This is a genomic window from Marinobacter metalliresistant, from assembly GCF_038098645.1.
Classification (GTDB): Bacteria; Pseudomonadota; Gammaproteobacteria; order Pseudomonadales; family Oleiphilaceae; genus Marinobacter; species Marinobacter metalliresistant.
On sequence record NZ_CP101118.1, the window covers coordinates 108,939 to 133,369 of the forward strand.

Genomic DNA, 24,431 nt, shown 5'->3' on the forward strand with positions numbered 1-24,431 from the left:
TGTTGGATATTTTTGCTGCTGCTGATAGGAATGAGTGGGAACGTTAGTGCCTCTCGAGTGCTTGGTGATGGGAATGCTCTGTTGAGCAGTTGTTCAGCCTTTTTGCGGGTACTGGATCGCAGTGGAGACGGGTCAGATGGATTTTCTGCAGGTGCATGTGTTGGTTATGTAACAGGAGCGTCGGACTTCAATACTGTTCACGCAGCGGTATCTGGAGGCGAGAAGGAGGGCTTCTTTTGTGTGCCACCCGATGTGCCTTTAGGCCAAAAGGTTAGGGTCTTGGTTCAATACCTGAAAGCAAATCCTTCTGAACTAAATAGACTCCAGTCAATCCTTACTATGAATGCGTTCAGTGAAGCTTTTCCTTGTAAATAGAGTGTCTTACTGGGCTATTTCAGCCTTTAACAAAACGCGGCACACGGATGCCCTTTACGCCGCTTCGCTCTGTAAAGGCCACCGGTGCGCTCTGCGTTAAAAGGGCACATCACCAGAGGATGAGCCATGGAGATTGATGAAGAGAAAATCGATGAGGCCGTATTGGCTTTGCTATACCTGACTTTGCATGATGGCGGTCGGGCGTGGAAATCCTTTGATTGGGATGCCATGAATAGGCTTCATGAAAAGGGTCTCATTGAGAACCCGGTTGGTAAGGCTAAGTCTGTCCTGTTCACAGAGGGCGGTCTAAAAGAGTCAGAGCGTCTGTTCCAGAAACTTTTCACCAAGGGCTCTTGAACTTGGATGGCAGGCCTTTTAACCAAGCGGTCAACCGGACGCCAAAAGCTTATCGCTTTTGGTTCCCTACGCTGCGCTCCGGCGCCGGTTACCATCAGCGTTATACGAGGTGCTCATGCTAGGAAGGTTTTTCGGGCGGCACCACTCAACTGAGGAATGCTTGAAACGCCATCGCCAATTCAGCGCTGCCTACAAAATTGAGGCGTGCGTTGTTCCAGGAGAGTCGAAATTCCCTCTCGATGGGCACAACGTATCCTGTACAAAGGCTGCAATGTTCCTGTGTATCAAGCATTCGATCGGCGACATTGACCGATTCAGAGCGTGGGAGTCTCCCGAGTATAAATTCAGCGACGACGCTGAGAGCTTCCTCGCGGCAGAATGCCAAAGAGTGTCTGAGCTGATTGGCAAGCGAATAGAGCGTATCGTGTTTGACGATGATAAGAAGGAAAATGTTGTCCAAGAAGTATTTAATCCGAATGATCGGCAATACTGGCTAGAAGAGACCAACCTGTGAAACGTATAACCAAGCCAGTCACGGCGACGTCTACTACATTGCGGCTTCGCCTCCATTCCGTAGCCGCGCGTGCTGAACGGCGTTAGAGCCATACTCGAGGTTGTCTTAAATCTGCCATGAAAGAATTTTTGGATGCAGTAACAACAAGGATTCAAGCCCCTTATTTCGGCTATTCCATTTTAGCCTTCTTGGTTCTAAATTGGCGCGCCATATTTTTGCTCTTAATGCTAGATGCACCAGCCAATGAGCGGATTGCGGCATTTGAGCAAGAAACCAGTTATTGGACTGCACTTGTTTTTCCGCTTCTCGCTGGTGCGATCTTAGCCATTTTGACGCCTTGGTCGAGATACGTCTTCGAGCATCTCTCCCAGAAGCCGTTTGCAATGCGTGATCGACTCCAACTCAATGCGGATCATCAAAGAACGATTCTCCAAACTCAACTGGAACAGGCTCGGTCTGAGTTATTTGGACAGAAGGAGGAGGAGTTAATTGAGCGAGCAAGGCGCGATGAGGAAATAGCGACGATTGAAGATGAAGAAGTCAAAAAACGTTTGGTAAGCGAACTGGCGGCATTAAGAGCTGAGCGAGATGAATTGAGCTCACAGGTGAAGTCCAAGGGAGGGTCTGTCAATCCAGATGTATTGAGCAAAGAATCCATTAGCTTGATTAAAGCGGCGGCCAAAAATAAAACAGGGACTATATTGGCACCAAATACATTCAGCGGGAAATCGATCAATGCTGGTGATTCGGTTTTTGGTGATCAAGATGCCAAATCATATGCATTGTATGAGTCGGCTTTGGAAGAGCTCGAGGTACAAGGGTATGTCAAACCAAAGGGCTCAAAGCGCGAGATTTTCGAGCTTACCAATAAAGGGTGGAACTATGCTGAGTCGCTCTAACAATCGCAGGCACGGCGACGGCTTTTCCATTGCGGCTTCGCCTTCATTCCAAAGCCGCGCATGCTGCGGGCGTTAGAATTTCTCAGGGAGTTAGAGTTTGAAGCTGAAAAAGGAATTTTGGATTTCCATTCTGTTGGCGGCATTCCCCGCTTTTCTCGCTTACGCTAGTGGCGGCGTCGAATTGCTAACAGAGCTTACAAAAAGCATGATGACCCACAAATGGATCATGATTTACAGCATGGTAGGGTTTGGTCTTTTTATCGTGGTCTCCTACCTTGAGTGGCGCTTCCTATTTCACAGCGACGCACTCCGGAAATTTCACAGATTCGTATCTGAAGTTCTTTACGAAATGGCCTCGTCGTTCCTTGGCATTTTGCGGATAACTGCAGGTATCTTCATCTCAGTATTCATGCTGTGGCTAATTTTCGACTACAGCCGTGAAATGCTTTTGAGCTTCACCGGCATTCTCCTTTTCGGCGTCATCGCGTTGGTAGAGGCATGTTGGATTAGGGCTACGCTTGAGTATGCCCAGAGGACCTGGATGATGAAAAATTCTAACCAATAGTTCCAGTTCGTTCCGGGCCTGAAGGCCCTCCACCGGACAGCCTTGTCGCCGCTTCGCTCTGCCAAGGCTGCCGCTGAACAAAAGCGTTAGGGAGGGTGAAATGAAGCTAAAACGGTGGCAGATCGCTCAGTATCAGGGGTAGAACTCATGGGCAGAAAGCAAGTGATACAGGCATTGGAGCAGAAAGCAGTTTCCTGTAATGACATGAAATACGATGGGCGCCTCACCTGTCCAAAGAGTTATGGAGTTTACCAAATCGTGAACACTGCAAATGCGGGTAAAACGTTTCGATATGGCAACCACCCTGTGCGTCAATCTGAGCTCCAACGTGAATTCGGCGACTGCTGCCTTGTCTATCTTTTTCTGGAGCGCGAATATGCGTTTAGAATGCAAAAAATATTAAATAATGACGGAGACTGATAATCTTAGGGGCAAATAACTATTAAACTGAGGCGACTATAAACTTTTTAGCGTAACTAAATTGGCTGTCAGCATAAAAAAAATGAGGGTTAATCGATGCGAAAATTAGTATGGGCAATAGCTATCTTTTTTGTGTGTGGTTTTGCAAATGCAGTTGATTCAGCACAAAAACAAATCGAAGATTCAATTATGAATCTCACTGAGAAGCACCCAGAATTGAAATTGATTCGTGTATTTGAAACCACGACCAATAATTATGTGGTAGAAGTTAGAGTCCCCGATACTATGGAGCTTGCTAGACTCTCCAGTCCAAGAGAGAAGAATTTATCACTTACAAAAAAGTGGAGTGCGTTAGTATGTACTCCTGAGATGAAAAGCATAGCTAAAAATTTCAGTATTGCCTTTCTATCAGTCAGACAGGTAGATAGTAAAGGAGAGTCTTATTCTACAGCCATATGTCATTAAATTTTTTTAAAAGTGCCATTAATTTCGCTTCCAACGGTCGTCGGGCGCTTTTTCGTCGCGCCTTTTCTGGAATTTGTCGGAGGTGGCCACGAGACATTGAGCGCGATGCCCTAACAATCGCAGGCACGGCGACGGCTTTTCCATTGCGGCTTCGCCTCCATTCCAAAGCCGCGCATGCTGCGCGCGTTATTTGCGACATGAAGTTGCATAAGTATATGTTGTAATTCGAGTTATTTTCGTAGTTGTTGGCTCTGCGCACCATTGGCCCACCCAACAGAGAAGTACTCGAAAGCGCAACCTGGTGTTCTACCACCAGTATCCTACCCACCATGCGAAACGGATTTGGTATGAAGCGTTGGGGACAATGAACCCTGTTAAGAGGAACCGTGAGGGGAATCGGAACTGCCAGTGCCAGGCGGTCGGGGGCTAGGATGGAGCGATAGGATGAACGTAAGTGAAGAATCGTTGACGTTCCGTGAGATGCCAGATCTGCCAAAGGCGCTGACAGGCAGTCACCAAAAGGTAAGCAATCTCGGTCGTCGCCTTGATAACGTGGGCGGCGCGTAGACACCGCATTGCCGGGATACAGATTCCATCTACGTCGCTCGTAAAGGTGCTTATGCAGAACATGGCAATGTCGTAGAGCCTTCAGGGAGGAAGAAGGTAACCCGTAAGGGAGCCGGTGACTCTGCGTCGATGAGATGGGGGAAAAAGCGAAGGGTTTCCTGTAATGGGAGGCATACGGATTCGAACTTTGTCCGGCACGAAAGTGAGCCCACGTCCCCTCGGTGCTTTGTTGCGAGAGAGCTGACAGAATCGATTTCATGAAGGAACGACAAATGATCGCCGCCACGGCGAGTGCACCTTCAACCGACGCCCAACGCTGGCAGTCCATAGACTGGCCGGCGATGGAAAAGCGCGTGTATCGACTGCAAGTGCGTATCGCAAAATCTATCCGCGAGCAGCGGTGGGGTAAGGCGCGAGCCCTGCAACATCTGCTATCGCGCTCGTTTGCGGCAAAGCTGATCGCCGTCAGACGGGTCATATCCAATAAAGGAAGCCGCACGGCAGGTGTTGACGGAGAGCGGTGGACCGCTCCCGGGCAATACTGGCGGGCGGCGCAACAACTAAGGACAGCCGGTTATCAGGCGCAACCACTGCGCCGGATCTATATCCCGAAAAAGAACGGTGACCGCCGTCCTTTGGGGATACCCACCCTTCATGACCGGGCGATGCAAGCCCTCTATGCTCTTGGGCTTAACCCCATTGCGGAAACCACGGGAGACAAACACTCTTACGGTTTCAGGGAAAAACGCAGCCTGCACGATGCTTGCAAACAGGGCTTCATTATACTGGCCCAGAAAACCGCGGCCCAGTGGGTTCTGGAGGCAGACATCAAAGCCTGCTTCGACCGCATCAGTCATGACTGGTTGTTGACCCCCCTCTGTCAAGGTAGTTGGAACCCCACCCGATGTTAGACTCTCTCAATAAAGTGGGGCGAGAGACAGAGGTTTTCATGAAATATTCACCGGAGCGTCGCGAAGCCATTCTTAAAAAGTTACTGCCACCTAATAACCGGCCAGTTGCCGTAGTGGCAGAGGAAGAAGGTATTTCCGATGCCACTCTTTACAACTGGCGAAACGAAGCTCGGAAAAATGGACAGTTACTGCCAGATCACGGTTCAGATCCGGAAGGTTGGAGTTCTCGCGATAAGTTCAATGCCGTGCTTGAGACCGCCGCACTGAGCGAGTCCGAGTTGAATGAGTATTGTCGCAAACGGGGCGTTTATCCCGAGCAGATTCGACGCTGGCGCCAGAGTTGTGAAATCGCCAATGATCGCGATGAAAAGGTCGAAAAACGCTCTCGTGAAGCGGTCAAGCAGGAGAAAAAACGCACCCGGCAACTTGAACGCGAACTGAAGCGTAAAGACGCCGCCCTGGCTGAAACAGCCGCGCTGTTGGCCCTGCGAAAAAGGCCCAGGCGATCTGGGGGACGAGGACGACTGACCAGCACCCGAGATCGCCAGCATGCCTTAGAGCTGGTTGATGAGGCCCGTGTGGATGGCGCGCGCCTGAAAAGCGCTTGTGCCGAGCTGGGCATTGGCACCAACACCTATCGCCGCTGGAAAGCCGGTGATGAGGATGGCCGGCCAAGCGCACCAAAACACACACCGCCTCATGCACTGACCGCAATGGAGAAAGCCATGATCCTGGCCGTTTGCCACCAGTCCGATTACGCCAGTCTGCCACCGTCTCAGGTCGTGCCGCTGTTGCTGGATGACCATGGCTGGTACATCGCCTCAGAATCGTCATTTTATCGCGTTCTGACCGAACACAATGAGAACCATCGCCGGGGCACACGATCATCCGGACGAGTGGGCCCGCCACGCCGGCACGAGGCAACCAGACCGAATCAGGTCTGGTGCTGGGACGTGACTTACTTAAAGTCTATGGTTCGGGGTCAATTCTTTTATCTGTACTTCATGCTCGACGTCTACAGCCGCAAGATCGTGGGTGCCGAAGTCTTCGATGCAGAAAGCGCCGCCAATAGTGAAATCGTGCTGCGCAAAGCGCTGCTCCGTGAAGGCTGTATCAACAACCCACCGGTGGTGCATTCGGACAATGGCAGTGCCATGAAAGGTGGCACGTTACCGGCGACGTTCGAGAAACTGGGTGTCACGCCGTCCTACAGCCGGCCGCGTGTGTCTAACGACAACGCCTATATCGAATCGCTGTTCGGCACCACCAAGCAGCGTCCGGGATACCCGCCTGAAGGCTTTGAGAACCTGGAGCTGGCACGTGACTGGGTAAGGAAGTTCATCGGCTGGTATAACGAAGAACACCGTCACAGCGCTATCCGCTATGTGACACCGGCAGACCGCCATGCAGGCAAAGACGCTGACATACTGGCACGCCGAAAGATCACCTTGCTAAAGGCCAGAGAAAAGAACCCTGGCCGCTGGTCAACCAGCATCCGGAACTGTGAGCCGATCGGAGCTGTGTGGTTGAATCCATTACCAGAAGAGCAAACTGTTAAAGAACAATGCGTGGCTCATTAGAGCCCAACTGAATCAGGTGCCAACTACCTTGACAGACGACGTGACGCATATCCCGCTGCCCAGGCGGGTGTTAGGGCAGTGGCTTAAATCGGGGTACTTGGACAAGGAAGCACGCTACGAGACGGAAGACGGCACCCCGCAAGGTGGCATTATCTCGCCCACCCTCTGCAACATGACACTGGATGGCCTGGAAGATCTGGTTGTGCCGGCGTCCCGCAGTCAGGGGCGCAGCAAACTGCATATCATTCGATATGCGGACGACTTTATCATCACCGGGACCACCCCCGCCATTCTGGAGCACGAAGTCCGGCCCAAGGTCGAGCGCTTTCTGGCGGAGCGTGGGCTACAGTTGTCAGTAGAGAAAACACGTTTAAGTCATATTGATCAGGGTTTCAACTTTCTGGGCTTTCACTTCAAGAAGTACCGGAAAACCCTGCTGATCCAGCCCGAGGACGGCAAGACCGGAGAAGTGCTGGCGAAAGTGCGAGGGGTGTTAAAGAAATACCGAGGCATCCCCTTCCATGCTCTGCTGGCCAAACTCAATGCCGTGATCCGGGGCTGGGCCTATGCGTACCGACACGTGGTAGCGAAACAACGCCTGAGTTACGTCGATGACAGGATCTACCCACTGGTGAAAAAGTGGCTACAACGGGAACACCGATCCAAGACGTGGGCATGGATAAGGAAACGCTACCGGGGTTGCTTCAAGGGTCGCATAGAGTATGGGTGCCACTACCCGACAACATCGGGCATGAAACTCATACGCTTGTTCAAGGCTGGAGACTTACCGATCCGGTATCACAGCAAAGTTCGCAGTGACGCCAATCCTTATGACCTGGCCGACAGCGACTACTATAAGGCGAGAACCGCAAGGCAGCGAATGCACGCGCGCCGGGACCGAGTCTTCTTGAACAGCTCGTCCTACGAGAAACTGGCCGCCTGAATGGATGCGTTATTGGATGTGAATAGGTGGGTCGCCTGGGCGGCCTTTAAAGGGCTTGAGCTGTATGATGGGAAACTATCACGTACAGTTCTTATGGGGCGAAGGGCCGGAAGGCCCTTAGCTACCAGGTTTGGTGCCAATCATGCTAAAATCGCGGGTTTTGAACAATGTTTAACCACGGGTAGCCCGGACGCTACTCATCACAGAAAGGAACTCTGGCTATGAGCAATCTGATTGCCGCCTGCGTCGGCGACATGCACGTTTGCCCGATCAAAGGGCACAGCTCTTCCCCCATCATGCCAAACGGCTCCAGCATCCTCGTTGAAGGCAAACCGATTGCCCGAGTGGGTGATGTCACCGGTTGCGGCGCTGTCATTACCCAGGGCTATCCATTGGCGTTGGCCGATGGTATGCCTGTGGCGTACCTTGGCAGCCCGACCAGCCATGGCGGTTCCATTGTCAGCGGCAATCCACGGGTGCTTTTGGGCGTCGCCACCAATACTGCACCGGTTGTGGATTTTGCCATGGCGGGCGCACTGGATGACAAAGGCCAGCTTACTCCTGCCGCTAAAGAATTGCTGGACAAAGATCCACAGGAGTTTGTACGCAAAGCTGCTCAGAAAGGCGCATTGATTGACGAAGGTGTTTCTGACGAATCGCCAGAGGATTCGCCCGAAGAAGAGAACCGTCCTAAGGTCCGGGTGGAGGCTGGCATCTTTTTCGATGGCACCGGCAACAACCGCGATAACACACAGACGTACCAGCGACAGATGGACGAATGTCTTACGGCCAATGCGGCTGGGGCCATCTCCGAGGACGAGTGCAGTGCCGAACTGTCGCAGGTGATGGAAGGCAGTTACCTCAGTGCGGAAACCAATGTCTCCAAGCTGGAGCGAATGTATCAGCAGGGTCAATTCCAGAGTGAGGAATGGAAGGAAGCTCACCGCATCTCGACCTACGTTTCCGGTGTTGGCACCAAGTCCGGCGAATCGGATGATGGTCCCAGCATGGGGCTTGGACTTGGTGAGCAAGGCATACTCAAGAAAATTGCCGAAGGGTCCGGCGATTTGGCGACTGATGTTCGTGACTATGTTAGCGCCCCCATCGACGAATTGATTCTCGACGTTTTCGGTTTCAGCCGTGGCGCGGCCACGGCCCGGCATTTCATCAGCCGGGAAGTTCAGGATGAAGGCGGTGCGCTGGCCGCCGCGTTTAAACAGCAGGGCATTCCTTGGCCGAAGAAGATCACCGTTCGCTTTGTAGGTCTGTTCGATACCGTTGCGGGGATTGCCGATCTCGGCAATCTGGACTTTTCAGCACACGATGCAGAAACCGGACGCATCAACGTCAACCTGAGGCCGGAGCATGCCGAACGGCTTGTTCAGTTTGCGGCACGGGATGAGCGCCGCCACAACTTTTCACTCAACAGTCTTCGGGGTGAGTCCGGCAACTTGCCCGACCACTTCAGCGAATGGACGCTGCCTGGTGCCCATTCCGATATTGGCGGTGGTTACCCGGATCGCTTTCATGAGCGTGTCGAGGTGCGCCCACCTCTGGTAGTCAGAGGGAAAGATCGCCGCAATCCCGAAGCCAGTTTCGAATTTTCGCGCATGTTGCAGGAACGTGCACTGATCAAAAACGAAGGCTGGATCGGGCCGCTGAACCCACTCGCCACATTGGATATCGAGCAGGAGCGCCCACCCGGTTTGCCGGGCGGAGACATCACGCTTCGCCTTTGGCTGGACCGCGAGGTTCGTGGTGAATATTCCCGTATTCCGCTGTATCTAATGCACAAGTTGGCGGTGGATGCTGGTGTGCCTTTCCAATCTATCAACCCAGAAGTGGACGGCCTTTCTCTACCGCAAGAATTAATGACCGTCGCCAGAAATCTCGCCGCCCATGTGTGGCATGGCAGTGAGCTATTGATGACACCGGAATCCAGAGCGTTACTGAAACAGCGATATATCCACCATTCCGATCATTACTTGCGGCTCGGCCCGTTGTACCCTTTCAGACCCGGCAAGTATGGCCGCCGAACTGTGCATCCGAATAAGGGGCAATGGGCAGAGGGGGAGTACCATGAGTATTAAGTCGCTTGCCATTAGCTTCTGTGTCCTGGTGTTGCTGGGGTGTTCGGATCAGAGTGAATCGGAAGGGCCAGCGTATGGCCCCGACCCGACTTACCGAAGTATCTCTGTTGTGGTGCCCCAGCATTACGATGCGTGGGTCGAGACTTTAATCCTGGAATCTGTGTCGGGGGAAATCGGTTGGCGAGCACCCATTGGGATAATCACCTGCTGCTGGGAACACCCCTCTGGCAAGAGCGCGGAGTGGCAGGCGATGCCGGGACTGGTGCTTATCAAGTGGTTCTCGTTTGCCGAACAGCAATCTTACCGGGCGTTGATCCAGCTTGAGAATGCCCGCGAAATTGAGGAGAAAATGAAAGAAATCGCTCCCTATGAGCGTTACGGAAAGAATTTTGAGGTTCCTCGTTACAACCTTGTATTTGGCCTGGCACCGGGCGGCACGGTAGTTGTCTGGATTATGAACGGGGCGGAAAATGCGATTGAGGTGGGGCGATACGAGGCCACACCGTTCACCAACGAGAAGTCAGATTATTCTCAATGGGTAGATGAATATCTGGAAAAAGAAGGCGAATATCTCCGGGAAAACGGGATCAAACTGGATGGCTGGTAGGCGCATGTCCTGATAGCCTGGGAGTCAGGCACCACATAATCGGGTAGCCGGGGGTATCTAGCCCCAGCCCCCACAACACCCTGCATGCGGGTCCGCACAGGGCGTTTCCCGGAAATGTTTAAAGTAAAATGGCCGATTACCTCCTTCTTACCCCAATGACGGCTTCTGATTTTGCGCCAACGCTCCTGGGTCCGGTCGGATATAGAGCAGTTGAGCTGCACAGGCTCCTCATTGATTTCCGGGTTCAGGCCTTCACCGTGTCCCAGCCATTACGCTGGGCATTTGGCTACTATGCCGTCTGCTGACTTCTGCTCAATCACTGGTGGGGTTACCCCCAGCGGCGCTATCGGTGTCCACCTTGTTCGCTCGCAACCGCCGATGGCAACGGCTGCGCCCAGGCTTGATCGACCAGTGGCCTGACTGGTAATTAACCGATCGCTCGTTGAGCAGATCCCGATGCGTCGGACCGCCCCAGATAAGAGCATGCACTGTCACTGCACAACTGCATCATTTACGGTGGCCGTTAGATCACGTGGCTTCGTCGTCTGGTGCCAACTCGCCTCCGGCCTACGCCTCATATGATGTTCTTGTTCATCAGCTCGCAGTTTTGCTAGCGGCTTCCTCCAGACCGCCCCTCACGGGTTGGCCCTTGCCATTCGCTAGTGGTTAGCGTTCAATCGGGTAAAACCGGCTGACCTCAGATCTTCCCACAGGGGACTTTCACCCCATTAGTTCATGCCCATGCTGGGCGTACACCACACGTTAAGTCGGACCCTGGCTGGCGCCAGGGCCGCTTAACCTCTTTCGTTATGTGGTGCCAACCATGCTACACTCACGGGTTTTGAACATTGATTAATCACGGGTAGCCAGGAAGCTACCCCTTAATAGAAAGGAACTCTGGCTATGAGCAATCTGATTGCCGCCTGTGTTGGCGACATGCACGTCTGCCCGATCAAAGGGCACGGCTCTTCCCCCATCATGCCAAATGGCTCCAGTATCCTTGTTGAAGGTAAACCCATTGCCCGAGTTGGTGATGTTACTGGCTGCGGTGCTGTCATTACCCAAGGCTATCCGTTGGCGTTGGCCGATGGTATGCCGGTGGCCTACCTTGGCAGTCCCACGAGTCATGGGGGGTCTATTGTCAGTGGTAATCAGCGAGTAATACTTGGCGTTGCCACAACTACCGCACCCGTAGTGGATTTTGCCATATCTGGGGCATTGGATGACAAAGGGCAGCTTACCCCTGCCGCCAAAGAGCTGCTGGATAAAGATCCGCAGGAGTTTGTGCGGCGGGCCGCCCAGAAAGGCGCCCTGATTGACGAGGGCTTGCCGGACAAATCACCAGATGACTCGTCAGAAGAAGAGCGTCCCAAAATTCGGGTCGAGGCTGGCATCTTTTTCGATGGCACCGGCAACAACCGTAACAACACCCAAACCTATCAGCAGCAAATGGATGAGTGCCTGACGGCAAATGCCGCCGGAGCTATCTCAGAAGAAGAGTGCAGCAGCGAACTGTCGCAGATTATGGGTGGTAGCTACCTCAATGCCGAAACCAATGTGTCCAAGCTTGAGAATCTGTATCAGCGAACTGAGGCCCAAGGCGAGAATGGCGACGTTATAGTTACCTTGTCGGCCTATGTGCCTGGTGTGGGTACAAAATCAAGTGAGCCTGATGACGGTCCGAGCATGGGGCTTGGCCTTGGCGAACAGGGCATCCTCAAAAAGATAGACGAAGGTTCCAGAGAATTGGCGCTTGCGATTGGTGAACTCGTTAAGGAACCTATCGGCGAACTGGTCCTTGACGTCTTTGGCTTCAGCCGTGGGGCGGCCACCGCCCGGCATTTCGTCAGCCGAGAGATCTATGACACCACCGGCTCTTTATACGGCGAGTATAAAGGTAGGTTGGTCAAGGCCTTCGAGCGGGAGGGAATTCCCTGGCCGAATAAGGTTACTGTCCGTTTTCTAGGGCTATTTGACACTGTTGCTGCGGTTGCCGACTTAGATAATCTCGATTTTTCTGCGCACGATGCCGATACGGGGCGCGTCAATGTGAACGTAAAACCGGAGCACGTCGAGCGAGCCGTGCAATTTGCTGCCCGAGATGAACGTCGACACAACTTTTCACTGAACAGCCTGCGAAACGAATCTGGAAACTTACCTGAACATTTTAGCGAATGGGTGTTGCCGGGTGCTCATTCCGATATTGGCGGTGGATACCCTGATCGCTTTCATGAGCGTGTCGAAGTCCGTCCGCCGTTGGTGGCCAAAGGAAAGGACCGCCGCAATCCCGAAGCGAGCTTCGAATTTTCGCGCATGTTGCAGGAGCGGGCACTGATTAAAAGCGAGGGCTGGATTGGGCCACTGAATCCGCTTGCTACGCTGGAGACAGAACAGGAGCGCCAACGTGGTTTGCCTGGCGGAGATGTCACGCTTCGCCTGTGGCTGGATCGAGAAGTTCGGGGCGAATATTCCCGAATTCCGCTTTACCTGATGCACAAGTTAGCGGTTGATGCAGGTGTACCTTTTGATGTAATTGATCCTGAAGACTCGTCACTTTCTCTTCCAGGTGAGTTAATAACCGTCGCAAGAAACCTCGCCGCCCACGTATGGCATGGCAGCGAATTGCTGATGAACCCAGAATCCAGGGCGCTGCTGAAGCAACGCTATATTCACCATTCCGATCATTACCTTAGACTTGGGCCGCTATATCCTTTCCAGCCGGCCAAATATGGTCGACGTGTTGTCCATCCAAACAAGACCAAGTGAGCAAAAGGGGAAACGCCATGAAGATGCAAAACCTTGTGCTCATTGTATGCCTTCTTATGCTGTCAGGGTGCTCGGAGCAGACAGCCTCCGAAGGATCAAAGCCAGGTCCCGACTCGACTTATCGGAGTATCGGTGTTGTGGCACCTAGGCATTACGATGTCTGGGTGGATAAGTTCTTTATTGAGTCCCTGTCGGAGGATATGGGTTGGCGCCGCCCTTTTGGAATTGTTTCTTGTTGCTGGAAAAGCTCTCCGCTCTCCCGGGCAAAGTGGCAGACAATCCCGGAGCTATTTCTTATCCGATGGTTTTCCTTCGCGGAGCAGCAGTCCTACGAGGCCGTGATCAAACTCGAAAATCCTGGTGAGATTGCAGAAATGATGAAGGAAGTAGCCCCATTCGAACGGTTTGGAGAAGTTGTTGAACGCCCCCGGCATAACCTTGTTTTTGGGTTGGCACCGGGCGGCACTGTGGTGCTCTGGATCATGAATCGTGGGGAAAATGCCATTGAGGTTGGGCGATATCAGGCAAAACCTTACGATCATAAAAAAGAAGGAGAGGACTATACTCGCCGGACGGAAAGTTACCTCAAAAGAGAGGGGAACTTCCTGCAACAAAATGGAATACGGTACGAAGGTTGGTGAGTCCCTCAGGCCAATGAGTCAGGCACCACATATCAATGCCATGCACCGGATGCCAAACCCTCCGCTTCGCTGCGGCTTTGTCACCGGTGATGGCGGGCGTTAAGCCACAGAACAGGCTCTTATACTAATTTTTGAAAAGTTAGTAGATGGCTCGTATGTTGAGGTGTATACTAATTTCGGAAAAATCAGTATTTGAGGCGAATTGCATGAAAATTCCTGTTACTCCTCCCTCGCGAGAGAGACTCGTCGAAATTATTAGAAGCGGCGACGGAGACAAGATCGCGCAGCTTTTCGATAGGTCCATCGGACCTTGTGATTCTAAAGGGCGTTATCTGCACTGGGATAAGCTCAGGCATCTCACTATGCCCGAAGGGTATGATGCCGAATTGTACTGGCTAGCAATGCGGGATTCCCGGTCGAGAATTTCGAAAGAGCTTTCTTTTCGAGATAAGGGAGGAAAGCCGTTTCAATTTTGTATTCCAGATACAGTAATGAGAGACATACTCTGGATAAGTGAAAACGCCACAGGAGCGATACAAGCTGATAGTAAAATCTCAGATCCTAAAACCAAGCAGACCTATCTCATTAACTCGCTCATAGAAGAGGCTATTAATTCTAGCCAATTGGAGGGTGCTTCCACCACTCGCAGGGTAGCGAAGGAGATGCTTAGAACGGGTAGGTCTCCGATGGATCATTCAGAAAAGATGATTCTTAATAACTACAATGCCATGAATTTCATCAGGGAATATAAGGATGAATTGCTCACAAAATCAATGATTTTCGAGCTGCATAGTATTGTGACTGAGGATTCTCTTTCAGAAGAGGACTCTGAGAAGTCAGGTGTTTTTCGCGGAAAGGATGATGACATTAGAGTCTATTCTCATGATGAAAAATTACTTCACACTCCTCCATCGCCGGACGAGCTGGACGATCGGATCCAGATGATATGTGACTTTGTAAATGCTGAAAGTGATAAGGAAAACCAGTTTATTCCTCCAGTCATAAAAGCAATCGTCGTTCATTTTATGATTGGTTATGATCATCCTTTTGTCGATGGTAACGGTAGAACGGCTCGTGCACTTTTTTATTGGATTATGGCGAGGGAAGGATACTGGCTGATGGAGTATATCTCCATATCTAGGGTCATAAAAATGGCACCAGCCCAGTATATGTATGCTTACCTACATACGGAAACTGATAGCAATGATGTTACATACTTCATCATTCATCAGCTTGAGGTTATAAAAAAAGCTATAAGAGATCTTCATAGTTATCTTGCATATAAAACTGGTGAGTACAGAAAAGCCGCTAGATTATTGGAAAAATCAAAGCTAAGTGGTGCTTTAAACCATAGGCAGCTTGGCTTGCTAAAAAATGCACTAGATAACCCAGGACAAGAATATACTATTAAATCCCATAAAAATTCGCATGGGGTATCATACCAAACAGCACGGACAGACTTGCTAGCTCTATCGGACGAATTCAAACTCTTGAGAAAGTATAAAGTCGCTAAAACGGATGTTTTTGTTGCTCCGCCAAATTTGATTGAAATAATTAAGAACGGATAGCCTAATCGGGTAGCCGGGGGTATCTAGCCCCCAGCCCCCACAACACCCTGCATGCGGGTCCGCACAGGGCGTTTCCCGGAAATGTTTAAAGTAAAATGGCCGATTACCTCCTTCTTACCCCAATGACGGCTTCTGATTTTGCGCCAACGCTCCTGGGTCCGGTCGGATATAGAGCAGTTGAGCTGCACAGGCTCCTCATTGATTTCCGGGTTCAGGCCTTCGGCGGGAGGAGGAGAAAACCATGCCAAAGTTTATCGATGCACATCCCATGAAGCCGTTCACGGCGGACGAGCTAAACAAGTTTCAAAACGCGCCCCCGGACGAGTTTGGGGTCACGCACCACGACATCCTGTTCAGCGAGAAGGACAACAAGATTTATTGCGTGCTGGATGCCCCGAACGCCGAAGCGATCCACAAGCATCATGCGAAGGCCGGAATCGAGTGTGACTGGGTCCATGAAGTAAAGTCCACCCGCAGCTGACGGAGGCCCTTGGCCAGCATCCGCGTAGATAGCTCCGGAACCCGAAACAAGAATGCTTAGGTTCCCGTTTTGGCTCAGCGGAGGCGGGATAGGCTTCCCTAGCTTGCCTGTCTCTCCAGCCTAAGGGCTAAGTGGTTCATCGAAGTCTTGGTTTCAAGGCGGTCAACCGGACGCCAAAAGCGTGCCGCTTTTGGTTCCCTCCGCTTCGCTCCGGCGCCGGTTACCATCAGCGTTAGGACTGACTGCGTTTCCGCCAGTAGCCAGGCTTTCGGGAGTGATGAGCAACGGCAATTACGACGGCTTCTTCGGGTAACTCAATCGCGACGATATCGTAAGGGAAGCGCTCCAGAATCAGTCGTTTTGCACCGGTATCGCCGACTTCTTGGGGTAGGGGTGACAAAGGGATGACGTTTTCTTCAATAACATCGATGGTGGCATCAACCGCAGCGGAAAACTCGGCGCCAAGTCCAGGTTGCTCTGATTCGTACCATGCTGCAGCTTCTATCGCTTCCTGCGACGCTTCTTCCAGTATCCTTACTATTCGCACTGTTACATGCCTATCCTCGCTCGCATCTTTGTTCGGAATTCTTCGCGGCTGAGCAGCGTGGCCTTACCGCTTTTGACCTTGGACACACGATGAATAATTTCATCATTCCAGGCTTGCTCAACAGAGTCGTCACGGGGGCCGTCCAAGCTCATTATAAGCTCGCGAGCCAACGCTGCACGCTCCGCCTCGGAGAGGGGCGAAATCTGGGAGCGTAGGTGATTAAATGTTTCGGTAGTCATGGTGCCTCCGCGAGTAGCGATACCGTAATGCTATCCCGATCCCAAAGTCCTAACAACTCAATCAACCGAACCGCCGTGGTACGTGATCCGTATGCCCGGTGGTGTGGGGGGAGCGGGGCTGTGAGGCCTCGCCCTATCCCGATTAAATGACCCTGCGCTGTTTTTCTCCCGAGATCAAAGGCTTCACCTCCCTGCGATACCGACGCAATGCGTTACAATTTAGTGTGTATTGTGTGTAAAAATCTTGATTTTCGTGTGTTGCGTGTGTAAACTCTACCTGTTATTTTGATTAAGGACCCGCTTATGGATAGTCGGAAACTTGTCAAGATGATCGAAGCAGATGGTTGGCAGCTCATTCGAACGAGGGGGAGCCATCAGCAGTTCAAGCACCCAGAAAAGCTTGGACTGGTGACGATTCCCCACCCGAAGAAAGATCTTCCGACTGGCACTGTTAAGAGCATCTTGAAGCAAGCCGGGCTTTAAAGCCCGGCCGCTTTTCCGAGCCAATTGGGGGGTAAATTCAAAAAAGGAGGGAAGCGCGAGGTGATTGAGACACGCGCAACTTTAAAATTCATCAACTAAATACGTTGAATTGACTGTTAACTTAAGCGAAGTAAATTGTCATTTAATAAATAGACCTTTAAATGAAATCTAAGTGGAGTGTGGAGGTGGTGATATGTTTTATCCCATCCTGATCCAACAAGAAGGGGACAGTGCCTACGGTGTGATTGTGCCGGATCTTCCCGGCTGTCACTCTGCAGGAGATACCTTTAATGAAGCAGTAGAAAATGCAGCAGAAGCGATTGATTTTCACATGGAAACCATGGCGGAAGAGGGGATAGAGATTCCGGCCGCCAGTGATCTGGGAGAGCTAACAGGTAATCCGAATTACGCCAACGGCGTTTGGGTAATGGTTCAAGTGGATGTGGTTCGTTATCTTGGCACAGCCCAACGAATCAATATCTCGCTGCCGAATCGCCTGATTACTCAGATCGACCGCTTCGTTGATACACATAAGGACTACAAGGATCGATCGAAGTTCTTAGCAGATGCTGCAATGAAGATATTGCAGCACGTTTGATCTTCGATCATCTTAGTAGATAAAAAGCCCCGCAATTTGTGGGGCTTTTTATTATAGATATAGTGTCATTCTGAGATCTAAAACGATTGCCGATTTTTTATCCTGCAATTTTTTTGTCGCAATATGATAATTTGTTCTTTAGTTTAACAAATGCATTAAGTTTGTTTCGGCCCGATGGGCTGGATCCGATAGAGAAGACACTCCGGTTGTTCACGATCGACTGATGGAACGGGTGCTGGAGAGGGACAACCTGCGCCGTGCCTTCCGACTGTACTCGACCGCCTGATGTGTCGCCGATTGAAATTGACGGTAAACGAGGACAAGAGCGCGGTTGGTCGCCCCTGGGAGCGAGTGTTCCTGGGGTTCACGTTTACCCGTCGAGGTCGGGAAAAGCGGCGTAAGGTGAGTGACGATGTGATCACGCAGTTCAAGAATCGTGTCCGGAAAATCACCCGGCGAACGCGGGGTCGAACCATGCAAACGGTGATTGACGAGTTGGCGGTGTACCTGAGGGGCTGGAAAGGCTACTACGGTTTTGCGCAAGTGAAATCGCCGATCCAGGACCTGGAAAAGTGGGTGCGCAAGCTACGTTGCTATCACCTGAAGCAATGGGGACGATCCGGCTACCGCCAGTTGTGCAAGCGCGGAGTGAGTGTAAGACTGGCCTGGAATACGGCCAAGTCGGCTCATGGCCCGTGGCGTTTGAGCCGCAGTCCGGGATTGGCGCAAGCCTTGCCCCGACAGTATTTCCTGTCGCTGGGGCTGCCGGATCTTGTTGAGCGTTGAACAACTCAATCAACCGAACCGCCGTGGTACGTGATCCGTATGCCCGGTGGTGTGGGGGGAGCGGGGCTGTGAGGCCTCGCCCTATCCCGATTATGCCCTAAATCAGATGCCCTTCAGGCAACATGCGTTTGTGTAGGATGCGGATAATTTCAACAACATCGTCGGTGGCTAGCCGATAAATGATGTGGCTTCCCTGAGGGTACTGCCGGTAGCCTAGACTTATCTCATCGCAGGCTTGCCCCAGGTTTGGATTTTCACCCAGAAGGTGGAAGCATTGATCGAACTGAAGAATATAGTGGTTTCGTTGATCCCGGCCCCATTCACGCTCCGTGTATAGGGCAATTGATTTGAGGTCAGCCTTGGCTTTTCTGGAAAGCTTGAAACTTGGCATCAGCGCCCTTCGTTGTCCAGTTCACGAATAAACGAGTCATAGGAGTAGTCTTCGAAACCACTGTCCTCGCCTTCCTTGAGCAATTTACGAAGTGTAGTCAGGCGGGTTTCAGACTCTTCAAGCAGGCGCAATGCGGCACGAACGACCTCGCTGGTTGAGCTGTATCGGCCATTTTTGAGCTGTTCTGCAATAAACGCATCAAAATGTTGGCCTAAAGTGATGCTGGTGTTCTTTTGCATGATGCCACCTCGCTAGTACCAATAATTGGTATATTTTGGTCCAGGTGGCATAACAATGCAATCCACGCGACAAGCGCGTGATTGCGGGCGTTATAACGGCTCTTTCAGGCCTGCATTGCAGGCATGCTAAACTTTGTCAGTAGACTGAAATGCATGATGAGGTCCCCAAAGATGAAGCTTGAGCAAGTTATTGAAGAGACAAAGGTTCTCTCAGCAAATGATCGGGCTTTGCTTGCCCATTGTCTGATATCCAGTCTTGAAACCCAGCACGACGAGGGTGTTGATGCGGCGTGGTCGGCCCTCGCTGAGCAGCGAATTGATGAACTCGAAGCTGGCAATGTCCAGGCTGTGTCGTGGGATGAAATTAAAAACCAGCTCAAGCGCTCTCCTTAATGGCTGAACTGAATTTTCATCCTTCGATTTATCAAGAAGTCCAGGAAGCGTACTCATGGTATGAGCAGCAGGCGGCTGGCCTTGGAGAAGATTTCATCGGAGAGCTGGAGGCTGCCTATGAATCGATACGGTCACTGCCAGAAACGTGGCCCAAATTCGGCAAGCGAACCCGCAGATTTCTGCTGACAAAATTTCCCTACGCCGTTGTCTACACGCCTTCCACTTCAACTTGCCATGTAGTTGCAGTTATGCACCAAAGCCGCCAGCCGGGTTATTGGCAGCGCCGGTTATAACAGTCGCTGTAGTACGCGGCCGGTGGCCGCCGGACGCCCTTTTCATTGGTGCGCCAGGCATGGCGCGTAGCGCCTTGACGGGCGCTGTTCCGGTACAGGTGGTGCTGGCCGGATGACTTGGGGGTGCAAGTCCCCTGTGGGCCCGGTAAGGGGAACCACTAGCCGGACGGCAAGGGTGTCCATCGCGAGGTGGAATCTGAAGGAAGCCGCAGGCAAAACACTGACCTGACGAACAGAAATCGCATACGAGGCGGTCACACCGGGTAAGGCGGCCAATATCGTCAAAGCCCGATACTTGCACAGAAGGTGTGAACGTAGATGCGGCGGGTATAAGTGTGAAGGTCACGCGTCTTACCCTGGGAAGTCTGGTTTTCTGCCACCGTGCTACTCACCTCGTGAGGGGTGGGGATGGGAAGCCAGAACTCAGCAGAGGCCATAGTAGGTGTGTCACCGCACACTGAAGGGCTGAACATGGTTGACCGCAAGTAGGCGATGAGTGCTCGTGGTGTGCTTATGAAGACAGAAGCGGCCCGGATGGGTCAGGGCAATCAGGGAGGCGCCGGACGGAATCCGGCAGAGACTGGTGCCCGTGTCGAGGCAGACGCGGAGGCTCATTCGTGGACGAACGCGGAGCCGAACGCGCGGATGGAACAGGTGCTTGAGCGCCCGAACCTGATGCGTGCGTATCAGCGGGTGGTGTCCAACAAGGGCGCAGCTGGCGTCGATCAGATGCCCACAACGGCCCTGAAAGGCCACCTGCAACAGCATTGGCCAACGGTGCGTGAGCGCTTATTGGCCGGACGCTACCATCCTCAGCCCATACGCCGGGTCAGTATCCTCAAGCCGCAAGGCGGCGAACGGGTACTGGGTATTCCGACGGTACAAGATCGCCTGATTCAACAAGCCCTTCACCAAGTGCTGAGCCCGATGCTGGAACCGACCTTCTCGGATCACAGTTACGGCTTCCGGCCTGGGAGAAGTGCCCATCAGGCGGTCAAGGCGATGCAGCAGCACATCAATGAGGGCCACCGTTGGGTGGTCGATCTGGATCTGGCCCAGTTCTTTGACCGGGTCAACCACGATGTGCTGATGAGCCTGCTGGCTCGTCGCATCACCGACCGCCGGATACTGACCCTGATCCGACGTTATCTGGAAGCCGGCATGCTGGACGGTGGGGTGGTCAGCCCGAGACGGGAAGGGACGCCACAAGGCGGCCCGCTCTCGCCTCTGCTCTCCAATGTTCTTTTGACCGAACTGGACAGGGAGCTGGAGCGCCGGGGCCATCGGTTCTGCCGCTACGCGGACGACTGCAATATCTACGTTCGTAGCAAGCGAGCCGGGCACCGGATCATGGCCAGCCTCACCCACTATCTGGAAACGCACTTGCGCCTGAAGATCAACACGGAGAAAAGCGCCGTGGATCGGCCTTGGCGCCGGAGCTATCTGGGTTACAGCGTAAGCTGGCACAAACAGGTTCGGCTGAGGATTGCGCCCAAGAGCCTGAAAGCTCATCAGGCCAACCTGCGTCAGTTGCTCCGACGATCACGGGGGCGATCGCTGCTGACCACCATCCAACACCTGAATCCAGTGCTGCGAGGGTGGGCGAACTACTACCGCCTGACCGACTCAAAGCGCTCGGTAGAGGCGATGGACGGGTGGGTACGGCGACGACTCCGCCTGATCCTGTGGCGACAATGGAAGCGAGTTCACACTCGAGCTCGCAACCTGATGCGGCTTGGACTGGTGGAGGAACGGGCTTGGAAAAGCGCGACAAACGGGCGCGGGCCTTGGTGGAATAGCGGGGCATCGCATATGAATGCCGCACTCCCCAAGAAGGTCTTTAACCGCCTGTCTCTGGTAAGCTTGTTGGATACGATGACTCGGCTTCAGAGCCAGCCATGAACCGCCGTATACGGAACCGTACGTACGGTGGTGTGAGAGGACGGGGGAGGTAACTCCCCCTCCTACTCGATCGGCTTCGCCTTCATTACAAGGGCGCCGCTGTGCTTCAGCGTTATGGCAGTGGTTGCTGGACTGCAAGCCACTGGGTAATTTCCGTTTTTGGAAAAACCATGGAAAGGAGGAAACGCAATGGACTGTCCCACAATTTCGGGCTTGAAGCTGGACTCTGAAGATCAGGACGCGCTGGAAGCAATAAGGAAGGCTCAGCGCAATGGAAACATGCTAGAGATTCTTTTGCCCGCTGGGGTTTTAACAACGATATTTCTTGGCAACAACTCTGCGCAAGTGACTTTCAATGTTCATTCCACCGACTGGGTTCTGTTCGCACAGTCAATGAGCAAGATTCAGCCTGTTGTCAGAAAAACAATATCCGAAATTGCCCAAATGCAAAGGCTCAGAGCAGGGTTGTCATACGAACAACGGCAGTTCTGGAAAGCCGTGGATAATGGTTGCGGGGGCTATTAATATGAAAGTTAATTTCAAACTCGCATGCCCTTTGCTGCTCGCCGCCACTTCTGCTTTTGCTGGTGGTAACAACGAACCTACTGCACATCGCTACATTTCTGAGAGAATTGCACAATATGGAGAAGCCGTAGAGCGGTGTGAAAAAATAGCTGCTAGTCGTCCCTTACCCGATGAATCAGTGATCGAACAGTTGCGTGATTATAGTATCGATGATGTAAGAATTTTTCTCATCACGCGAAGTTCGCTTGTCTCGGAGATTTGCGAAAAGCCAGAGTTGACTGAATTGGCTTACGCAATTGGTGTTTTGGAGGGTGCCGATATTTCTGGGACACCGAAAGAGATTGTACAGAATATAAAACAATTGGTTTTTGGCGAAGCAACTTGGGGCTTGAAAAAGAAATATCTCGAGCTTCCAGTGAGTGTCCAAAATATTTTGAAGAAAACGGATTATTTTGATAAGCCATTCGATGATATTGCTATTCTGAATGCTATCGAAAATGCCAAAAAGCCATAACCCATATGAGCCTTCTCGGAATCAATAGGCAATAGTCATTTTTTTGGCCGCACCAGCGGCTAACCTAAACCCATGAGCAAGAACGCCTGCTTCGTTAGTCTCATCGAGCTTCAGGCACTTACAGCAAACACATATAGGGGCTCTCTTACGTGGCTTCAGGCCACAGCCTGACCGGTCGTTCCATCGGTGGATCAGGGGCACCAGACATTCATCGGTTAACCGGTCACTGGCACTATTCAAACGTCGGGCTGCATGGCTCCAGTTAGTGCCCATCCAGAAACTAATAAACGGTTGATTTTCAAATAATAATTCTGAGAATGGATAAAAAATCCTCTTGGTTCTGGTATGTTTTAGGTGCGAACAAAAAACATCAACAACCAAGAGAATCCCGCATGCGAGAAACCCGCAATGCTCAGGCCAGTATATTCGAACATTACTCGAATCACGAGTATGGCATCCGGCTCCAGAAGCTGTCGGAGGTCCTGGACAGGCACCCAGCCGGTCCTGCCTGCAGTCCACGATCCGGGGCATCAAGCCGGAAACCCTGGAGCGGGCGCACCAGGTACTGACAAGAAGCCTGCTGGACACGGGGGTGGCTTCCCTGGATAAGCTGCGCATCGACAGTACCGTGGTGGCCAGCCCTATTGCTCCGCCCAGTGACAGCCAGTTGCTGAATGATGGCGTGCGTGTGATCAGCCGGCTGCTGGCAAAAAGCAAAACCGACACCGGCCTGAAGGTCCGCTTTACTGACAAGCGCAAAGCGGCAAAGTCACTGGCCTTTCGCATATTCAACGCAAAGCAGGCGGTCAAGAACGAACTCTATCCCGAGTTGCTGAAGATCGCTCGATGGGTCGTGAAGCAGGCGGATCGCGGACATCAGCAGGTCGTTGACGGTGCCGAGGCTTCCCCCGCCACACGGAAATGGCTGGAGGCTCTGGCACACTACAGAGACCTGACCGCGCGGGTGATCGAGCAAACGTAACGTCGAGTCATCCAGGGCGAGCGGGTGCCCTCGGGGGACAAAATCATCAGCCTGTTCGAGCCGCACACAGATATTATCGTCATGGGATTCCGGGATGTGCAGTACGGCCACAAGATCAACCTGAGCAGCGAAGTGAGAGGTTTTATTACCGCGTTAACCATTGAAGAGGGCAATCCCGGTGACAAGACCCTGTTCCTGCCGGTTCTGGATTATCACCGTTCTGTTCTGGGCAAGTTGCCCCGCTCAGTGGTTGCCGATGGCGGCTACGCCAGTCAGGCGAACGTCGCGGCCGGACGCGCCATGGGGCTTAAGCACGTTGTATTTCACAAGCCCGTGGGCGTATCGCTCACCGCTATGGGCGTGAAGTCGAAGACCTCTAATGCCTTGCATCATTTTCGAGCCGGCATCGGGGCAATATCTCGGAATTAAAGCGGGCCTTCAGAGCCGCGAAAGCGATGTGGAAAGGTCACGATGGCTTCAAGGCGTTTGTCTGGGCCTCGGCTCTGAGTTACAACCTGGTTCGGCTGGCACGACTCGGCCCCGATTAGCCTACGGCTTGGGCCTCAAAAGCTGTTGAAAGGATGCATGGACAGGCCTTGCAGTGCATACCTGTGGCCTGAATTTGGACTGATTGATCAGATAGTGGCCAAACTGACCGGTATTCAATCGCCTTCAATTTTTTGAAGGCACTCAGCTAAGCTCCTATTCCCAGAAATGAGCCAAACTGGTTGAAAACGCGTGTTTCTGGATGGGAACTATCTAGAACGCACTTTTTTGCAATATCGTGGAA

The 24,431-nt window shown here is 52.3% G+C and carries 29 protein-coding genes and 1 pseudogene; 26 read left to right on the top strand and 4 right to left on the bottom strand.

What is annotated here, in order from left to right; genetic code table 11:
- The first annotated feature begins 30 nt into the window (after positions 1-30).
- The 17 genes from NLK58_RS20560 (at position 31) to NLK58_RS00585 (ending at position 15,749) form a co-directional block, all read left to right on the top strand.
- Positions 31-375 (top strand): Rap1a/Tai family immunity protein, encoded by a 345-nt coding sequence (locus NLK58_RS20560; RefSeq protein ID WP_376788073.1) that lies wholly within the window; start codon positions 31-33, stop codon positions 373-375.
- Positions 376-501: 126 nt separating this feature from the next.
- Positions 502-732, top strand: coding sequence for a DUF6429 family protein (locus NLK58_RS00510; RefSeq protein ID WP_144777380.1), 231 nt, complete (start codon positions 502-504; stop codon positions 730-732).
- Between the two features lie 160 nt (positions 733-892).
- On the top strand, positions 893-1,246 hold the full coding sequence (locus tag NLK58_RS00515; protein WP_341581698.1) for a hypothetical protein: 354 nt from the start codon (positions 893-895) through the stop codon (positions 1,244-1,246).
- A 116-nt stretch (positions 1,247-1,362) separates the two neighbouring features.
- Complete coding sequence (locus NLK58_RS00520; RefSeq protein WP_341581700.1) at positions 1,363-2,145, top strand: hypothetical protein; 783 nt, start codon at positions 1,363-1,365, stop codon at positions 2,143-2,145.
- A gap of 97 nt (positions 2,146-2,242) precedes the next feature.
- Complete coding sequence (locus NLK58_RS00525) at positions 2,243-2,710, top strand: hypothetical protein (RefSeq protein ID WP_341581696.1); 468 nt, start codon at positions 2,243-2,245, stop codon at positions 2,708-2,710.
- Between the two features lie 147 nt (positions 2,711-2,857).
- Positions 2,858-3,130, top strand: a complete 273-nt coding sequence (locus NLK58_RS00530; RefSeq protein WP_341581702.1) for a hypothetical protein — start codon at positions 2,858-2,860, stop codon at positions 3,128-3,130.
- Positions 3,131-3,226: 96 nt separating this feature from the next.
- Positions 3,227-3,595, top strand: a complete 369-nt coding sequence (locus NLK58_RS00535; protein ID WP_341581703.1) for a hypothetical protein — start codon at positions 3,227-3,229, stop codon at positions 3,593-3,595.
- 444 nt (positions 3,596-4,039) lie between these two features.
- Positions 4,040-4,162, top strand: coding sequence for a hypothetical protein (locus NLK58_RS00540; protein ID WP_264756443.1), 123 nt, complete (start codon positions 4,040-4,042; stop codon positions 4,160-4,162).
- Between the two features lie 257 nt (positions 4,163-4,419).
- Entirely contained in the window at positions 4,420-5,073 is a 654-nt protein-coding gene (locus NLK58_RS00545) for a reverse transcriptase N-terminal domain-containing protein (protein ID WP_341581704.1), read from the top strand.
- Positions 5,074-5,111: 38 nt separating this feature from the next.
- Positions 5,112-6,653, top strand: coding sequence for an IS3 family transposase (locus NLK58_RS00550; RefSeq protein WP_341581705.1), 1,542 nt, complete (start codon positions 5,112-5,114; stop codon positions 6,651-6,653).
- Between the two features lie 28 nt (positions 6,654-6,681).
- Positions 6,682-7,596 carry a reverse transcriptase domain-containing protein gene (locus tag NLK58_RS00555; protein WP_341581707.1) on the top strand — a complete coding sequence of 305 codons (915 nt, stop codon included), beginning with the start codon at positions 6,682-6,684 and terminating at the stop codon, positions 7,594-7,596.
- Positions 7,597-7,817: 221 nt separating this feature from the next.
- Positions 7,818-9,686 (top strand): phospholipase effector Tle1 domain-containing protein, encoded by a 1,869-nt coding sequence (locus tag NLK58_RS00560; protein ID WP_341581709.1) that lies wholly within the window; start codon positions 7,818-7,820, stop codon positions 9,684-9,686.
- Positions 9,676-10,293 (top strand): DUF2931 family protein, encoded by a 618-nt coding sequence (locus tag NLK58_RS00565; protein WP_341581711.1) that lies wholly within the window; start codon positions 9,676-9,678, stop codon positions 10,291-10,293. Before NLK58_RS00560 ends, NLK58_RS00565 begins: the two co-directional genes overlap by 11 nt.
- A gap of 903 nt (positions 10,294-11,196) precedes the next feature.
- On the top strand, positions 11,197-13,059 hold the full coding sequence (locus NLK58_RS00570) for a phospholipase effector Tle1 domain-containing protein (protein WP_341581712.1): 1,863 nt from the start codon (positions 11,197-11,199) through the stop codon (positions 13,057-13,059).
- Between the two features lie 17 nt (positions 13,060-13,076).
- On the top strand, positions 13,077-13,700 hold the full coding sequence (locus NLK58_RS00575; protein ID WP_341581714.1) for a DUF2931 family protein: 624 nt from the start codon (positions 13,077-13,079) through the stop codon (positions 13,698-13,700).
- 206 nt (positions 13,701-13,906) lie between these two features.
- Positions 13,907-15,268 carry a Fic family protein gene (locus NLK58_RS00580; protein WP_341581716.1) on the top strand — a complete coding sequence of 454 codons (1,362 nt, stop codon included), beginning with the start codon at positions 13,907-13,909 and terminating at the stop codon, positions 15,266-15,268.
- A 241-nt stretch (positions 15,269-15,509) separates the two neighbouring features.
- Positions 15,510-15,749, top strand: a complete 240-nt coding sequence (locus tag NLK58_RS00585) for a nickel-binding protein (RefSeq protein ID WP_341581717.1) — start codon at positions 15,510-15,512, stop codon at positions 15,747-15,749.
- Between the two features lie 232 nt (positions 15,750-15,981).
- Here NLK58_RS00585 and NLK58_RS00590 read toward each other — a convergent pair whose 3' ends face one another.
- Both NLK58_RS00590 and NLK58_RS00595 read right to left on the bottom strand, forming a co-directional pair.
- Entirely contained in the window at positions 15,982-16,296 is a 315-nt protein-coding gene (locus NLK58_RS00590) for a hypothetical protein (protein ID WP_341581718.1), read from the bottom strand.
- Between the two features lie 2 nt (positions 16,297-16,298).
- Complete coding sequence (locus NLK58_RS00595; protein WP_341581720.1) at positions 16,299-16,535, bottom strand: addiction module protein; 237 nt, start codon at positions 16,533-16,535, stop codon at positions 16,299-16,301.
- A gap of 303 nt (positions 16,536-16,838) precedes the next feature.
- Here NLK58_RS00595 and NLK58_RS00600 point away from each other — a divergent pair, with 303 nt between their 5' ends.
- The 3 genes from NLK58_RS00600 to NLK58_RS00610 all read left to right on the top strand — a co-directional run bounded on the left by NLK58_RS00600 (position 16,839) and on the right by NLK58_RS00610 (position 18,402).
- Entirely contained in the window at positions 16,839-17,018 is a 180-nt protein-coding gene (locus NLK58_RS00600; protein WP_048494339.1) for a type II toxin-antitoxin system HicA family toxin, read from the top strand.
- Between the two features lie 193 nt (positions 17,019-17,211).
- Positions 17,212-17,616, top strand: coding sequence for a type II toxin-antitoxin system HicB family antitoxin (locus NLK58_RS00605; protein WP_117616808.1), 405 nt, complete (start codon positions 17,212-17,214; stop codon positions 17,614-17,616).
- A gap of 297 nt (positions 17,617-17,913) precedes the next feature.
- Positions 17,914-18,402 carry a group II intron maturase-specific domain-containing protein gene (locus NLK58_RS00610; RefSeq protein WP_341581722.1) on the top strand — a complete coding sequence of 163 codons (489 nt, stop codon included), beginning with the start codon at positions 17,914-17,916 and terminating at the stop codon, positions 18,400-18,402.
- A gap of 97 nt (positions 18,403-18,499) precedes the next feature.
- Here the strand turns inward: NLK58_RS00610 and NLK58_RS00615 are convergent, their stop codons facing one another.
- Positions 18,500-18,793, bottom strand: coding sequence for a type II toxin-antitoxin system RelE/ParE family toxin (locus NLK58_RS00615; RefSeq protein ID WP_341581723.1), 294 nt, complete (start codon positions 18,791-18,793; stop codon positions 18,500-18,502).
- Entirely contained in the window at positions 18,793-19,032 is a 240-nt protein-coding gene (locus tag NLK58_RS00620) for a type II toxin-antitoxin system ParD family antitoxin (RefSeq protein ID WP_012140687.1), read from the bottom strand. The genes NLK58_RS00615 and NLK58_RS00620 overlap by 1 nt, the downstream gene beginning before the upstream one ends.
- 171 nt (positions 19,033-19,203) lie before the next feature.
- Here NLK58_RS00620 and NLK58_RS00625 point away from each other — a divergent pair, with 171 nt between their 5' ends.
- From NLK58_RS00625 to NLK58_RS00650, 6 genes and pseudogenes are all read left to right on the top strand, one after another.
- Positions 19,204-19,425 (top strand): addiction module protein, encoded by a 222-nt coding sequence (locus tag NLK58_RS00625; RefSeq protein WP_117620215.1) that lies wholly within the window; start codon positions 19,204-19,206, stop codon positions 19,423-19,425.
- On the top strand, positions 19,425-19,718 hold the full coding sequence (locus NLK58_RS00630) for a type II toxin-antitoxin system RelE/ParE family toxin (RefSeq protein ID WP_341581726.1): 294 nt from the start codon (positions 19,425-19,427) through the stop codon (positions 19,716-19,718). The genes NLK58_RS00625 and NLK58_RS00630 overlap by 1 nt, the downstream gene beginning before the upstream one ends.
- Before the next feature lie 513 nt (positions 19,719-20,231).
- Complete coding sequence (gene ltrA / locus NLK58_RS00635; protein WP_117620284.1) at positions 20,232-21,620, top strand: group II intron reverse transcriptase/maturase; 1,389 nt, start codon at positions 20,232-20,234, stop codon at positions 21,618-21,620.
- 189 nt (positions 21,621-21,809) lie between these two features.
- On the top strand, positions 21,810-22,145 hold the full coding sequence (locus tag NLK58_RS00640; protein WP_341581728.1) for a hypothetical protein: 336 nt from the start codon (positions 21,810-21,812) through the stop codon (positions 22,143-22,145).
- A gap of 1 nt (position 22,146) precedes the next feature.
- Positions 22,147-22,659: a hypothetical protein gene (locus NLK58_RS00645; RefSeq protein WP_341581730.1), complete on the top strand. Its 513-nt coding sequence runs from the start codon at positions 22,147-22,149 to the stop codon at positions 22,657-22,659.
- A gap of 392 nt (positions 22,660-23,051) precedes the next feature.
- Positions 23,052-24,189 (top strand): annotated as a pseudogene (locus NLK58_RS00650) (ISNCY family transposase).
- Positions 24,190-24,431 lie beyond the last annotated feature (242 nt).

Coding starts and splice junctions, on each gene's coding strand:
- NLK58_RS00520 (WP_341581700.1), top strand. CDS start 1,363: ATGAAAGAATTTTTGGATGCAGTAACAACAAGGATTCAAGCCCCTTAT.
- NLK58_RS00580 (WP_341581716.1), top strand. CDS start 13,907: ATGAAAATTCCTGTTACTCCTCCCTCGCGAGAGAGACTCGTCGAAATT.
- NLK58_RS00600 (WP_048494339.1), top strand. CDS start 16,839: ATGGATAGTCGGAAACTTGTCAAGATGATCGAAGCAGATGGTTGGCAG.
- NLK58_RS00645 (WP_341581730.1), top strand. CDS start 22,147: ATGAAAGTTAATTTCAAACTCGCATGCCCTTTGCTGCTCGCCGCCACT.
- NLK58_RS00625 (WP_117620215.1), top strand. CDS start 19,204: ATGAAGCTTGAGCAAGTTATTGAAGAGACAAAGGTTCTCTCAGCAAAT.
- NLK58_RS00545 (WP_341581704.1), top strand. CDS start 4,420: ATGAAGGAACGACAAATGATCGCCGCCACGGCGAGTGCACCTTCAACC.
- NLK58_RS00560 (WP_341581709.1), top strand. CDS start 7,818: ATGAGCAATCTGATTGCCGCCTGCGTCGGCGACATGCACGTTTGCCCG.
- NLK58_RS00510 (WP_144777380.1), top strand. CDS start 502: ATGGAGATTGATGAAGAGAAAATCGATGAGGCCGTATTGGCTTTGCTA.
- NLK58_RS00565 (WP_341581711.1), top strand. CDS start 9,676: ATGAGTATTAAGTCGCTTGCCATTAGCTTCTGTGTCCTGGTGTTGCTG.
- NLK58_RS00570 (WP_341581712.1), top strand. CDS start 11,197: ATGAGCAATCTGATTGCCGCCTGTGTTGGCGACATGCACGTCTGCCCG.
- NLK58_RS00615 (WP_341581723.1), bottom strand. CDS start 18,793: ATGCCAAGTTTCAAGCTTTCCAGAAAAGCCAAGGCTGACCTCAAATCA.
- ltrA (WP_117620284.1), top strand. CDS start 20,232: ATGAAGACAGAAGCGGCCCGGATGGGTCAGGGCAATCAGGGAGGCGCC.
- NLK58_RS00640 (WP_341581728.1), top strand. CDS start 21,810: ATGGACTGTCCCACAATTTCGGGCTTGAAGCTGGACTCTGAAGATCAG.
- NLK58_RS00540 (WP_264756443.1), top strand. CDS start 4,040: ATGAACGTAAGTGAAGAATCGTTGACGTTCCGTGAGATGCCAGATCTG.
- NLK58_RS00550 (WP_341581705.1), top strand. CDS start 5,112: ATGAAATATTCACCGGAGCGTCGCGAAGCCATTCTTAAAAAGTTACTG.
- NLK58_RS20560 (WP_376788073.1), top strand. CDS start 31: ATGAGTGGGAACGTTAGTGCCTCTCGAGTGCTTGGTGATGGGAATGCT.
- NLK58_RS00535 (WP_341581703.1), top strand. CDS start 3,227: ATGCGAAAATTAGTATGGGCAATAGCTATCTTTTTTGTGTGTGGTTTT.
- NLK58_RS00575 (WP_341581714.1), top strand. CDS start 13,077: ATGAAGATGCAAAACCTTGTGCTCATTGTATGCCTTCTTATGCTGTCA.
- NLK58_RS00595 (WP_341581720.1), bottom strand. CDS start 16,535: ATGACTACCGAAACATTTAATCACCTACGCTCCCAGATTTCGCCCCTC.
- NLK58_RS00620 (WP_012140687.1), bottom strand. CDS start 19,032: ATGCAAAAGAACACCAGCATCACTTTAGGCCAACATTTTGATGCGTTT.
- NLK58_RS00605 (WP_117616808.1), top strand. CDS start 17,212: ATGTTTTATCCCATCCTGATCCAACAAGAAGGGGACAGTGCCTACGGT.
- NLK58_RS00585 (WP_341581717.1), top strand. CDS start 15,510: ATGCCAAAGTTTATCGATGCACATCCCATGAAGCCGTTCACGGCGGAC.
- NLK58_RS00530 (WP_341581702.1), top strand. CDS start 2,858: ATGGGCAGAAAGCAAGTGATACAGGCATTGGAGCAGAAAGCAGTTTCC.
- NLK58_RS00630 (WP_341581726.1), top strand. CDS start 19,425: ATGGCTGAACTGAATTTTCATCCTTCGATTTATCAAGAAGTCCAGGAA.